Source organism: Methylocaldum sp. GT1BB (assembly GCF_051027545.1).
Lineage (GTDB): Bacteria > Pseudomonadota > Gammaproteobacteria > Methylococcales > Methylococcaceae > Methylocaldum.
This window is the reverse complement of record NZ_CP194902.1, coordinates 464378-477224: the sequence shown is the minus strand read 5'-3', so window position 1 is coordinate 477224 and position 12847 is coordinate 464378. Positions and strand designations below refer to the sequence as shown.

Genomic DNA, 12847 nt, shown 5'->3' with positions numbered 1-12847 from the left:
GTGAAAAACTAATGGAGCCGGACAGTTCTCAAGATGTCGATCGCTCGATCGGACCGCCTGAGGTCGGAACAGTTCCTTGGGAGTCGTTCGCCAAGGACATTCCGTTCTGCTTGAAAACGACCGCAGATTGTAGGGTGGGTTAGGCATGCACTGCCACAAACTATTTTATGCCGCGGGACTCTCCGCACGCCGTAACCCACCAGGCGAGGCCGCGGAACCGGTGGGTTACGGCGCGCCGAAACACCAGCGAACATTGCTGGCTCGGTGTAATTCCAAATCGCTTTCAATCAGGCATTAATTTTTGTAGGGTGGGTTAGGCCGCGAGGCCGTAACCCACCGAGCGACCTCGGACCTGTCCTGAGCCAAGTCGAAGGGTCGGTGGGTTACGCTCCGCTAACCCACCCTACGCCGGAATCGGAACTTGACGCCTCGACTGAATAGTTCCTTAGCCGGGTTTCTCGAAAGCCAGCACCAGATAGCGCAGCAGCCCCAGGTGGCTCGCCCATTCGGCGAACAGGGTCTCGATGATCGCCGACACCGTTTTCACCGACATGTCCTTGGCCAGCTTCCGCACGAAATCGTAGGTGGGCAGGGTGTTGGACGTAATGTCTTGTTCGTGCCGAACGATGAATCCGGTTTCCTCGGCCAGGCGGCGATAGTCCCGCAAGGTGCTGTGAAACTTGCAGCGCCCGTAAAAACCGGCCGAGGCCGGCCAGCGGGAAGCGACAGTCATGGCGGGGCGCAATAACGGTGTCGGGACGAAGTCCGACAAGGCCAACCGCCCGCCGGGTTTCAGCACCCGATACGCTTCCTCGAAAAACCTTTTCCGGCTCGGGAAATGGAAAATGCATTCAACTGCCAAAACGGTGTCGAAACTTTGGTCCGCAAACGGCAGGGTGCAGGCGTCGGCCTGAACCCAGTTCAAGACGTTCCCGGACCCGGCTGAGACGCGTTCGCTCGCGCGCCGCAGCTGCCGCCGATCGATATTCAGACCGGAAACGTCGATGTCCCGGAATCGCCCGTTGAGGCTTGCGACCGTGCCGCCGAAGCCGCAGCCCGCATCCAATATCCGCTGGCCGTCATCGACCTCGGCCGCCGTATAGACCAATTCGGTAAGCCGTTCGGCCGCTAGCGCGAAATCTTCCGGCGAGACATCCGCCTGCTTGGGGTCTGGCCAGTATCCCCAGTGGACATGACGTCCGAAAGCTTGATCGACGGCCGGATGGCCTCGATCCAGGAGATTCAAAAGGGCGTCGAAATAAGGGAGTTTGACCGGGCTGGACATGAGTTCTTGTGGAAACGGGATGGGACCGTATGCCTGTATACTACCAATCGGGCGGGCAAAAATGAAAAATCCGTCGTCGACACAGCTGTCGGCAAGGATTGCCGACCTACTTGTTCTAGCGATGCGGGCTTGGTAGGTCGGCAATCCTTTGCCGACACATGCGCTAGTTCCCAAGCTCCGGCTTGGGAACTAGCGGAAAGTTCTCTCTCACACCGACACCCATGAATCCCCAAGCTTCGGCCCTGGACAAATTTCTCGAGCAACACGCCGTCGAAAGCAAAGGCGATGTTCTGATTTTTCGCGCCATACCGGGAGACTATCTCCGGCGCTTGGACGGACACTCGATACTGTGCCAGCAAACTTACAAGCCGGAAGCAGATGCGCTAGTCAAGCTCGGCTTTAAAGTCGTCGCCGATCCCGATGCGCCGTCCGGTCTCTGCATCGTTTTTGCGACCAAGCACAAGGAAGAGACCCTTTACCACATGGCGCGGGCGGTTTCCCTGCTGAGCGAGGGCGGGACCCTCGTGGTTGCCGCCGCCAATGACCTGGGCGCGTCCTCGCTGGAAAAACGCTGCGCGGAACTGCTCGGCGTCGTTCGATCGTTCAGCAAGCATAAATGCCGGGTATTCCGCGGAACAAAGGAAACGGCCCGGCTCGACCAAGCGCTGCTGGCATCCTGGCTTGGCGCCGGCGAACTTCAGCCGATTCCGGGAACGGATCTGGTGAGCCGCCCCGGCGTATTCAGCTGGAACCGCATCGACCCCGGCTCGCGCCTGCTCGCCGAGTATCTGCCGGATGATCTGACGGGACGTGGCGCCGACCTCGGCGCCGGTTACGGCTATTTGAGCCGGATGCTGCTCGCTCGTTCTCGCTCCGTCGCCGAGCTGCACCTGTTCGAGGCCGAATGGAAAGCGCTGGAAGCTGCCCGGCGCAACCTCGCCGCGTTTGCCCACGGTGTTCAGCTACATTTCCATTGGCACGACGTCACTGCGGGGTTGCCCATCGACCGGCTCGATTTCGTCGTCATGAACCCGCCGTTTCACTCCGGCCGGGAGGCGGAGCCCGGCCTGGGCCAGGCATTCATCCGCGCGGCTCTGGCTTCCCTCAAGCCCGGCGGCCGTCTCTACGTCGTCGCCAATCGGCATTTGCCTTACGAAAAACTGGTTCGGACGTACGCCGAGCATGAAAAAACGCTAGCCGAAGCCGGCGGCTATAAAGTCATGGAAGTGCGGAAATAAGGGGGAGATGGACAATAAACTCGCTGCCTTTGCCGGGGCCTTCGCTTTTCGCCTCGATCCTTCCCTCATGCAGTTCCACGATTTTCCGAACGATGGTCAAGCCTAGGCCCAGCCCGCCTTGCGCGCGGTCCAGGGTACGTTGGCCTTGGGTGAAAATATCGAATAGATAGGGCAATAAGGTGCCGGGAATACCTTCTCCCGTATCGCGCACCGAGATCACCGCGCCGCCGTCGTCGCGGGTAACCGTCAGCCAGATTCGCCCTCCCTGCCGGGTGTACTTGGCCGCGTTGTTGAGCAGATTGGACACCACTTGGGTCAGGCGCACGGGATCGCCCTCGAGCGGCATCGGTTCATCGGGCATCGAAACGGACAATGTATGATGCTGGGCGTCGATATACGATTGGCTGGTCTCGATCGCCTGTCGTACGACCGTGGCGATATCCAGCGGAGTCTTGTGCAGGGTCAGCTTGCCCTGAACGATCCGCGACACATCCAGGAGGTCGTCGACCAGCCGAGCCAGGTGGTCCACCTGCCGGTCCACCATGTCGCGAGCCCAGAGTATCTTTGGATTGTCCAAGTCGAGCCTGCGCATGATCTGCACGGCATTGCGGATCGGAGCCAGAGGGTTCCTAAGCTCATGGCCGAGCATGGCGAGGAATTCGGTTTTCCGCTGGTCGGCTTCGCGGAGCATTTGCTCCGCTTTTTTGCGCTCGGTGATGTTCGTATGCGAAATCACCGCCGCTCCGGGCGGCGCTCCGAGCGGGGTGACTTGCATGACGAACCAGCGTTCCCGATCCGGGGCATGGCAGGGATACTCGATCGCGAAACTTTCCCGCTCGCCTTTCAGCACGCTCAGAATGCCGGTGTATGCCGTTAGGGCATCGTCCGAAACTCCGCCGGAACTGGTGCGGCACACCTTCAGATAATTCGCTCCGATATCCGTATTCGGGACCGGTGTTCCGGGTTGCGGACCGTTTTCGCGCGCGAAGCGCTGCCAGGCTTGGTTGACTGCCAGGATGTTTCCCTCCCGGTCGACTACGGCTACGTGCTCGAGCAGCGAGTCGAGTATGGCGCGATTCAGAGCTTCGCTGGCTTGCAGCGCTTCCTCGACGCGCCGGCGCTCGGTAATGTCGATGCCGATGCCGCCGACGAATTGGGTCCCCGCGGGATCTTCGAACGGAAACTTGAAAACCCACCAGCAGCGGCGTTCCCCGGTGAGATCGGGGGTTGTTTCAGTGGTCTCGACCGTCTTGCCGCTGATCAAGGCCTCCCTGTCGTTCTTTTGGAACTGCTCTGCAATCTCTCGCGGCCAAAGTTCGAAATCCGTTTTTCCGAGCCAATCCTCCGGTCGCACTCCGAGGCGGTCGTCACGAACCTTGCTCATGTACACATATCGTCCTTGCGTATCTTTCATCCAGGCTACGGCCGGACTATTGTCCATGAAAGCATGAAACCGCGTTTCGCTTTGCACGAAGTCCCGCACCAGCGGCGTAATATCGGCCAAGGCCGCGACAGCGCCGCGCGGGGAGCCGCCACTATCGAACAGCGGCGTTGCCCGGCCGGCGAGGTAGTGACGTTCGCCCGTGGGAAAAACGAACTCCAGCGAGGTTTCCTCGACCGGCTGATCTGCCGCGATCGCCCGGCGCAAGGTCGATTCGACGGGCGTGAGCGGAGCCTCGGTGCTGCGGATGGTTGATTCGGATGGGCGCCCTGCCGTCTCGCCGACATTCGATTCGGCAGCGACACCGGTGAAAGCCGCTGCGGCAGGATTGCCTCTTACAGTGCCGCAAGCGGCGTCGTCGGCAATCCATACGGGTATCGGAACCGCATCGAACAGGACGGACAGTTCTTCGTTGCTTTGGCGCAGCGCCTCTTCGGCTTTCTTGCGCTCGGTGATGTCGCGGATGAAGCCGTGCGCGAGGATGCTGCCATCCGGTTCGAGTTTGGGCACGGCGCTTCCTTCGATCCAGATTTCGCCCCTGATCGGGTGTCGCACGCGCCATTCGGCTTGCCAATCGGACAGGGCGCGCGCCGATCCGGCGATCGTAGCGCGCAAGTATTCGAGATCGTCGGGATGAACCAGGGCGAAGGCGGGTTCCGCATCATCCGCTAAGTTCTCGGGCGGAATGCCGTAAATTTCCGTCCATCTGGGGCTGGCGTAGGGAAGGCAAATGGTGCCGTCGGGTTTGAATCGAAAGGAGCAAATGGCCAGCGGCACCGTGGCCACGATGTTGGCCAACTTTTCCTCCAGTTCGGATCGCCTTTTTTCGGTTTGCCGATGTTCGGCGATTTCGGTCCTGAGCTGAGCCTTTCGTTCAAGTACCTCATGCAGCGCCCGCCGTTCCATCGTTCGCAAACGCGCGACCACCAGACTCATCAGCGTGCCAACCGCCAACAACAACACTACGCGGAGTCTCTCCCTTTCTTCGACGATGAACAGCGAATCGACAGGTTCTTCCAAAAAGTAGGCCCCTACGGCGGCGCTTAACACGGTGGCAAGGAACCCGGCTCGAAACCCGCCTAGCCAAGTCGCGAACAGAACCGCGACCAGAAAAAGAAGCAGGGGAGGCGCCCCCCAGAAGATCGGCTGAAGAGTCTTTAATATCAGCATTACGGCGAACGTCGCCAATACCGCCAATACATAGCCGTTCAAAAAAAGGCGTTTAAGGTGACGCACCATCTTTCTACCGCTTTTCCTGCGGAATTTAACAAATTTATGAATCTTACCGCTCCGGGTTTCGAGTTGCCGGGAAATCCGACAGAAATTTCTCGACAATTATCTCGTCCGCATCCAGACATTCGTGGAGCGTACCCGTGCGTTCAACCTAGAAATGGCTGTTGGACGTGCCCGAGTGTGCGGCGGGCTGGCCGGATGGCGAGCCTGTCCTGAGCCCGAGTCGAAGGGTATGCCCAGAGCCCCGTCGAAGAAGCGCGAGACGGGGAGCGGTGCCGGCGCACAGCCGCGACCGGGTAGTCTCCCGCAACCAGGATCGGGTGCGTAGCGGCTCCCCTCAAACGTTGAGGAAGCTGAAAGCCGGAACACTCGGGATTCATGAGACTTTTTGAGTCGATCCGAGCGGTGAAAGGCGGTTTTCAAGTTCAAGAGTTTGAACAAAGGCGAAATCGCGTCTGAATATGGGCGTGCACTCTTTGCTCTGAGCGAACATGAGTGGAGACGCGTCGGGCAAATATATGAAGATCAACCGAAAACAGCAGGCTGTAGGCATATTGAAACGAATATTATCAAGGACAGCGCGCAGCGCTTGAACTGGTAGAACAACGTACGTGGAGGCGAGCCGCGCGCATAGGAGCCGCGGACGCCCGCCCCGGACGGGCGGGCTGGCTGAGGCCACAGGGAAGTGTACTTGCGGTGCCCTGGAACGGACTACCAGGTTCATCCCCACGCATGGGGGGGTGAGCGGCGGGCGTAGGAGCCGCGAACGCCCGCCCCGGACGGGCGGGCTGGCTGAGGCCACAGGGAAGTGTACTTGCGGTGCCCTGGAACGGACTACCCGGTTCATCCCCACGCATGGGGGGGTGAGCGGCGGGCGTAGGAGCCGCGAACGCCCGCCCCGGATGGGCGGGCTGGCTGAGGCCACAGGGAAGTGTACTTGCGGTGCCCTGGAACGGACTACCAGGTTCATCCCCACGTATGTGGGGGTGAGCGGCGGGCGTAGGAGCCGCGAACGCCCGCCCCGGATGGGCGGGCTGGCTGAGGCCACAGGGAAGTGTACTTGCGGTGCCCTGGAACGGACTACCCGGTTCATCCCCACGTATGGGGGGGTGAGCGGCGGGCGTAGGAGCCGCGAACGCCCGCCCCGGACGGGCGGGCTGGCTGAGGCCACAGGGAAGTGTACTTGCGGTGCCCTGGAACGGACTACCCGGTTCATCCCCACGCATGGGGGGGTGAGCGGCGGGCGTAGGAGCCGCGAACGCCCGCCCCGGATGGGCGGGCTGGCTGAGGCCACAGGGAAGTGTACTTGCGGTGCCCTGGAACGGACTACCCGGTTCATCCCCACGCATGGGGGGGTGAGCGGCGGGCGTAGGAGCCGCGAACGCCCGCCCCGGATGGGCGGGCTGGCTGAGGCCACAGGGAAGTGTACTTGCGGTGCCCTGGAACGGACTACCCGGTTCATCCCCACGCATGTGGGGAACAGTGGAGGACTACTCGCGGCTGCGGAGAAAACAACGGTTCATCCCCACGTATGTGGGGAACAGATCGCTCAAAAGATAAGGACTCCTGATAAGGACGGTTCATCCCCACGTATGTGGGGAACAGTGGTCGTGCCGATCGTGCTCTGCAACGCTGTTCGGTTCATCCCCACGTATGTGGGGAACAGTTTATCCGTTTCAGTTTCATAAAAAGATCAGGCGGTTCATCCCCACGTATGTGGGGAACAGTGACGGCTTTGGGTGCGCCGTCCCGGTCCCATCGGTTCATCCCCACGTATGTGGGGAACAGTCCGGCTGGCTCAACAGCATCTGCCTTTCGATCGGTTCATCCCCACGTATGTGGGGAACAGGAGCCAGATTGATTTCGTGAAATCCGCGAGCCCGGTTCATCCCCACGTATGTGGGGAACAGCTCGATTGGGGCGCTGTGGTCCTCGGGCGTGTGCGGTTCATCCCCACGTATGTGGGGAACAGTAATCGGCAAGACCAACTATCAGGGTTGCAAACGGTTCATCCCCACGTATGTGGGGAACAGTTCAAGCTAGTCGAAAGCCAAAAAGCGCCGTACGGTTCATCCCCACGTATGTGGGGAACAGGTACGGCCTGGGACGCAACGGATTTCGCCACGGCGGTTCATCCCCACGTATGTGGGGAACAGCCGCCGAACCGCCTCCCGAGTTCAGAGAATGGCGGTTCATCCCCACGTATGTGGGGAACAGGTCGGGCAGCATGGAGGCGACGTTGCCGACCCGCGGTTCATCCCCACGTATGTGGGGAACAGCGCCGCATTGGTCGTAACCTCATGTTGGGAAACGGTTCATCCCCACGTATGTGGGGAACAGATGCCACTTTGCTATTTCCGCCCAGAGGATATCGGTTCATCCCCACGTATGTGGGGAACAGGAATCGTAGATGCAGCCGTAGACAAATACATACGGTTCATCCCCACGTATGTGGGGAACAGACTGTAATTCGATATTTAGTCGGTCAATTTCTGCGGTTCATCCCCACGTATGTGGGGAACAGGCATCACGTGATATGCAGTTGGTGAAGATGCGCGGTTCATCCCCACGTATGTGGGGAACAGGTGCTTTTTGGTATCAATAGCCTGCTCAGTGGCGGTTCATCCCCACGTATGTGGGGAACAGCAATTGAAATATCGCGTTCATAATCAGATTTCCGGTTCATCCCCACGTATGTGGGGAACAGATAAAGCTCTTTCCCCCGGTAGATATCTCGACCGGTTCATCCCCACGTATGTGGGGAACAGGGTTCCGGCGGTCGGTTCCACCAGGATGTAGGCGGTTCATCCCCACGTATGTGGGGAACAGGGAAATACAACATTCCGGTTGTTGGTAAGTTTCGGTTCATCCCCACGTATGTGGGGAACAGTTGTCATTGGCTACCCCCGTAGATAACTACCACGGTTCATCCCCACGTATGTGGGGAACAGCGAGGTGGCCGGCCTACCCGAAGCGGGCATGCCGGTTCATCCCCACGTATGTGGGGAACAGCATCAACGATAGTTTTACCCGCCACGGATGGCCGGTTCATCCCCACGTATGTGGGGAACAGGATTCATTCGACTACGCGACGCGCCCGGTTATCGGTTCATCCCCACGTATGTGGGGAACAGGGAGGGCCGCCATCTTTAGGCAACAGTTCGACCGGTTCATCCCCACGTATGTGGGGAACAGCTCAGAGTATTCCGTCGAATCTTGAGGACTCGCGGTTCATCCCCACGTATGTGGGGAACAGATCTCCGCTTCAAGCGTCTGCACCCTCAATGCCGGTTCATCCCCACGTATGTGGGGAACAGCGCGCCACCCTGTGAACGCCGACCACCGACGCCGGTTCATCCCCACGTATGTGGGGAACAGTAATCGGCGGTCGGGAAGTCGCCGTCGCTGATCGGTTCATCCCCACGTATGTGGGGAACAGTCCGACTGAAAGGGCACAAGCCCGTCTCAAAGAGGTTCATCCCCACGTATGTGGGGAACAGAGCATTGGGTTGAACGGGAAGCCGAACATTACCGGTTCATCCCCACGTATGTGGGGAACAGCATCGAGAGCGATTTCTTTTAATCTGCGATCCCGGTTCATCCCCACGTATGTGGGGAACAGTATTGCACTCGCCACAGCATCGGTGTTGATGACGGTTCATCCCCACGTATGTGGGGAACAGCATCGAGAGCGATTTCTTTTAATCTGCGATCCCGGTTCATCCCCACGTATGTGGGGAACAGTATTGCACTCGCCACAGCATCGGTGTTGATGACGGTTCATCCCCACGTATGTGGGGAACAGAGTGCGCCGAGATATGCAGTAAAGTGCATTTACGGTTCATCCCCACGTATGTGGGGAACAGATCGTCCGGCGGGTTTTTTACAAATCTGGGGCCGGTTCATCCCCACGTATGTGGGGAACAGACCATTTCTAACTCATTGTTAGAATTGGCAAAAATCGCCGGTCGAAATTCTACCGGCGATTCGCCGCTTTGAAAATGAAAAATCCGGGTTGTTAAAGAGCATTATTTCCCTCTCCGTTGGCCGGTTCGGGAGGATAGAAGGACACCAGTTTCAGGCCGTCCAGTTCGACCGGCATGCGCCGGTTCTTGCCGAGGGTTACGAAGTCGAAGCCCGATTCCGTATTGGTGGACCATACCATCACGGCGTTGCCGTCTCCGAGGCCGGCTTCGACTTGCGTCCAGAGCATCTCGCGCATACGCTTCGACAAATCGCCGACGTAAACGCCGGCGCGAATTTCCACTAGCCACACGCCCAGGCGGCCGCGCAGCCGGGGAGGAACGTTTTCAACCACGATGACCAGCATCGCCGAGACTCTTGGGGTTGGGGATGGCGGGGCCGACGGCGTCTTCCGGGGCTTCCGGCGGTTCCAGGCCGCCCGCGGCGAGCATGTCTTCGATGGTGGGGATGATCTGCTGGAGGAGCTTGGTTTGCCGGAAGACGTCCCGGCAGGCGAGGCGGACGGCGCGTTCCGGTTCGCCCGGCTGCTGGGAGGCGATCTTGAAGGCGACCGGCACGACAGTGTCGAATTTGAAGAGGTCGGCGATGTCGTAGACGAAAGACAGAGGCTTTCCGGTGTGGATGAAACCCACCGCCGGCGCGTAACCCGCTGCCAGCACTGCGGCTTCGGTGATGCCGTACAGACAGGCGGTGGCGGAGCTGACGCAACGGTTGGGCAGATCGCCGGAGCCCCATTCGTCGGCGTCGTAGTTGCGGTGCTTCCAGGTGACGCCGTAGCGCTTGGCGAGCAGTTCGTACAGCTTTCGGACCCGCGCCCCCTCAATGCCGCGGAGCTGCTGGACACTACGCCGCTCCGGCGGCTTTTCCTTGAACCGGAACTCGTACATCTTGCGCACCACCTTGAGCCGGGCGTCCTCGTCCAGGGCTAGCTTGGCCTGATACAGGAGACGGTCGGAGCGCGCGCCGCCCGGCTGCCCCGAGGCGTAGAGCCGAACCCCGGCTTCGCCCACCCAAACCAGCAAGGTGCCGACCCTCGCCGCCAGCGCCGCCGCCCGGTGCGACACCCGCGTGCCGGGTTCCAGCATGATGCAGGCGATGGAGCCCACGGGAATGTGGGTGCGCACGCCGGTTTTGTCGATCACCACGAACGAGCCGTCGAGCACGTCGATCTCGCCGTATTCGATGAAAATGAGCGAAATGCGCTCTTTCATGGCGATGGGTTTGAGGGGAGGGAGAAGGTCTGTCATGGCGTATCAGCCTCAGTCTTCGCCCGCAGCGGCGAGTACGGCCGCGCGCAGATCGGGGGCGATAAAGTAGCCCTGGGCGCGCAGCACGTCCATCGGTACCGCAACGGTGTCGATATACCCTTGCCGCTTCGCCAGCAGCAGTAAACCGCAGACCCCCACGACCGGCACACCCAACCGCCGCGCGGCACGGCGTCCACGCAATTCGTCCACAAGCAGGTGGGCTTGTAACTGATGCGCAAGCGCCAAGGCGGCGGTTTCACCGGCATCCAGGCGCGGAACCGCAATTCCTTCGGGCCAGGCCGCATCGTCCACCACGTCGAGTTGCCCTCCCTCGACGAATGTTTTTATCGCCTGTGCGTCGGGCCGCCGTGCTTGGGCAAGGCATTCAGCGAATACCGTGGACGGCAACACCGCGCGCGTGAACAATCGAACGGGCAAATCCAAAAGACCGAGTTTGGCGAGCGCGATGAGCGGACCGCTATCAGCGACGAGACACGTCATCCAGGTCCGCCAATTCCTGACGCAGGTCTTCCGGCGAATAACGCACCACCGGTATTTCACGCGCCGAACATTCTTCCATGAATTCGGCCAGCGTCATGCCAGCCAGCTTGGCGGCCTCACGGAGCGACAGTGCTTCCTCATCGAACAGCTTCACCGCCAAGGCCACATTCACACCCTCGCGCAACAGGAAGTCATCGAAGGGTACGGCTACGAAGATCGGCTGCCCATGTTTGGTGACGACGGAAAGCTTGCCCGCTTCGGCATCGCGTACCAGTTCGCCGGTCCGGTCGCGCAAGTCGCGGATCGTAAAGGTGTGCATGATGTCTTCTCCAAATATGCCCACAAGTAGGGGAACAATTTATCCCAAGCGCCGTACTAACAGCAAACCGCAGCCGAAGGCTTTGGCAGGGCCGATGCCGTGGAATAACGCTTCATTTTTGAATACTACGGGGTCAGTTACGATCAACGATCCTTCGTAATCCAAAACGCTGAATTCGATAGTTTCTTTTGATTTGGATTTCACAGTTCTATATTGTCGATAGCCGGAAATTTCCACCGCAGATACGAGTTCACCTGTGAATTCATCCTCTATCCAAGGTATTTCAAAACCTTTGGAAGCTGCTTGCCTTGTCAACCACTGAATAGCGGCGGCTTTACCTAGTTCGAAGGCTTGCCGCCGTAGCTCCGCACCTTTTAATCCCGCTTGCTTCAACTCGTATTTAGGTCGCATAAATACGTCATCCCGTTTGCGTTTTTTGGTGATTTTTTCTGTCAATCCCTTTGCGCTACGGGTCTGTTTGAAAGCGGCTTCTTCTTCCGGTGTGCGGTTTACCTTTCGATGGCTTACCGCGTTGGCGCGCAATCGGAAAGCGAATTTGTCCCCTGACTTGATAGCTGGCGCATAATCCTTGGTTTCCACGCGGAGCAAACCCGGAACGCTTTGCGGCTCCCGTACGGATACTAGATAAAACAAAGGCCAACCGTTCTGGCGCTCTTCGCGGAACAGGAAATCCCGCTTGGCTTCCGCATTATCTGGAAACAAATGCCAAAGTAATTGATGGCTAACGTAGGCGTTTTTCATCATCAGATCGATGAGCCGGTCCCGGTCTAATGACTCGGCATTCTCTACATGTACGCGGCTAAGATACATGGTTGCCCCCTGCAAGACTCATATGCTCCTCACGGCTATCGAACTGCCATCGGGAGCGGCTTGTAGGTTGATCGTAACGTTGTGTGCTCTGAACCGCTTCCATTCCGGCGTTTTCGGTTTCCTCCCAGAAGTAACGAATGGTCCCGACAGGTAGTAACTCATTCTCGATAGGTGAAGGACAGATAATATTCCCGGCAGCCATGTAAAGCGCGCAAAAATGGGTTTTATCCAGGGCTGTTCGCAAATCAGGAAAAGTCAACACACGCGCTTGTACAGGCGCGCTCAAGGGACAGGATTTTCGTCCGAGATAAAGATGGAACTCCGGTCTAGCCAGTTTGTTAACGAGATGCTGCAAGGTATAGGGAAGGGTATTCTGCTTGCCCCATACCGCCACGATAGCTAACGAATCACAGCGGTATTCGCGGCTGGAAAGTATGGTTCCGATCTTATCGGAACCGGCTTCTAATTCCTGCTTGCGGGTAAAATACCGGACATTCTTTTCCGCCCTGGGGACCTGCGCGGTGTGATAGTCCTTCAACAGGCTGCCGGGTGTCAGCAATTTAACGCCTATACCATAAGCTGAAGCCAATTCTGTCTGTCGTTCATCCTCATCGCGCCGAATTCCGAGGGCCGCTGCCATAAGCCCGAGAATGGCGGATTTGCTTGGGTGGGTCGCGCTGTGCCGGGATTCGCCGATGGCGATTTCTCCCCAAGCTGCCATCGGGCCATAGAGCCGGAAAACCAAATAATCCTTCATGTTCGGTTCTC

The 12847-nt window shown here is 58.9% G+C and carries 9 protein-coding genes and 1 CRISPR repeat array; of the genes, 1 reads left to right on the top strand and 8 read right to left on the bottom strand.

What is annotated here, in order from left to right:
- Positions 1 to 445: 445 nt before the first annotated feature.
- Positions 446 to 1285, bottom strand: a complete 840-nt coding sequence (locus ACR2TX_RS03395; RefSeq protein ID WP_086133610.1) for a class I SAM-dependent methyltransferase — start codon at positions 1283 to 1285, stop codon at positions 446 to 448.
- A 221-nt stretch (positions 1286 to 1506) separates the two neighbouring features.
- Between ACR2TX_RS03395 and ACR2TX_RS03390 the strand changes: the two genes are divergently transcribed.
- Positions 1507 to 2523, top strand: coding sequence for a methyltransferase (locus ACR2TX_RS03390; protein ID WP_434131222.1), 1017 nt, complete (start codon positions 1507 to 1509; stop codon positions 2521 to 2523).
- On the opposite strand, the gene ACR2TX_RS03385 is transcribed toward ACR2TX_RS03390, so the two are convergent.
- From ACR2TX_RS03385 to cas5e, 7 genes are all read right to left on the bottom strand, one after another.
- Positions 2504 to 5203 (bottom strand): PAS domain-containing sensor histidine kinase, encoded by a 2700-nt coding sequence (locus ACR2TX_RS03385; protein ID WP_434131220.1) that lies wholly within the window; start codon positions 5201 to 5203, stop codon positions 2504 to 2506. The genes ACR2TX_RS03390 and ACR2TX_RS03385 overlap by 20 nt on opposite strands.
- A 1448-nt stretch (positions 5204 to 6651) precedes the next feature.
- Positions 6652 to 9124: a CRISPR direct-repeat array (repeat unit 29 nt; unit sequence CGGTTCATCCCCACGTATGTGGGGAACAG).
- 91 nt (positions 9125 to 9215) lie between these two features.
- Positions 9216 to 9527, bottom strand: coding sequence for a type I-E CRISPR-associated endoribonuclease Cas2e (cas2e, locus tag ACR2TX_RS03380; protein WP_434131218.1), 312 nt, complete (start codon positions 9525 to 9527; stop codon positions 9216 to 9218).
- A complete protein-coding gene (gene cas1e / locus ACR2TX_RS03375) occupies positions 9508 to 10428 on the bottom strand; it encodes a type I-E CRISPR-associated endonuclease Cas1e (protein ID WP_434131216.1) in 921 nt (306 codons plus the stop codon). Before cas1e ends, cas2e begins: the two co-directional genes overlap by 20 nt.
- 12 nt (positions 10429 to 10440) lie before the next feature.
- Positions 10441 to 10929 (bottom strand): DUF3368 domain-containing protein, encoded by a 489-nt coding sequence (locus ACR2TX_RS03370; RefSeq protein WP_434131214.1) that lies wholly within the window; start codon positions 10927 to 10929, stop codon positions 10441 to 10443.
- Positions 10910 to 11248, bottom strand: coding sequence for a type II toxin-antitoxin system prevent-host-death family antitoxin (locus ACR2TX_RS03365; protein WP_077732527.1), 339 nt, complete (start codon positions 11246 to 11248; stop codon positions 10910 to 10912). The genes ACR2TX_RS03370 and ACR2TX_RS03365 overlap by 20 nt, the downstream gene beginning before the upstream one ends.
- Before the next feature lie 39 nt (positions 11249 to 11287).
- Positions 11288 to 12079, bottom strand: a complete 792-nt coding sequence (gene cas6e / locus ACR2TX_RS03360) for a type I-E CRISPR-associated protein Cas6/Cse3/CasE (RefSeq protein WP_434131212.1) — start codon at positions 12077 to 12079, stop codon at positions 11288 to 11290.
- A complete protein-coding gene (gene cas5e / locus ACR2TX_RS03355) occupies positions 12069 to 12836 on the bottom strand; it encodes a type I-E CRISPR-associated protein Cas5/CasD (protein ID WP_434131210.1) in 768 nt (255 codons plus the stop codon). Before cas5e ends, cas6e begins: the two co-directional genes overlap by 11 nt.
- Positions 12837 to 12847: the final 11 nt, after the last annotated feature.

Bases quoted from the DNA above. Each gene is read 5' to 3' on its own strand.
- ACR2TX_RS03395 (WP_086133610.1), bottom strand. From the start codon at position 1,285: ATGTCCAGCCCGGTCAAACTCCCTTATTTCGACGCCCTTTTGAATCTC.
- ACR2TX_RS03390 (WP_434131222.1), top strand. From the start codon at position 1,507: ATGAATCCCCAAGCTTCGGCCCTGGACAAATTTCTCGAGCAACACGCC.
- ACR2TX_RS03385 (WP_434131220.1), bottom strand. From the start codon at position 5,203: ATGGTGCGTCACCTTAAACGCCTTTTTTTGAACGGCTATGTATTGGCG.
- cas2e (WP_434131218.1), bottom strand. From the start codon at position 9,527: ATGCTGGTCATCGTGGTTGAAAACGTTCCTCCCCGGCTGCGCGGCCGC.
- cas1e (WP_434131216.1), bottom strand. From the start codon at position 10,428: ATGACAGACCTTCTCCCTCCCCTCAAACCCATCGCCATGAAAGAGCGC.
- ACR2TX_RS03370 (WP_434131214.1), bottom strand. From the start codon at position 10,929: ATGACGTGTCTCGTCGCTGATAGCGGTCCGCTCATCGCGCTCGCCAAA.
- ACR2TX_RS03365 (WP_077732527.1), bottom strand. From the start codon at position 11,248: ATGCACACCTTTACGATCCGCGACTTGCGCGACCGGACCGGCGAACTG.
- cas6e (WP_434131212.1), bottom strand. From the start codon at position 12,079: ATGTATCTTAGCCGCGTACATGTAGAGAATGCCGAGTCATTAGACCGG.
- cas5e (WP_434131210.1), bottom strand. From the start codon at position 12,836: ATGAAGGATTATTTGGTTTTCCGGCTCTATGGCCCGATGGCAGCTTGG.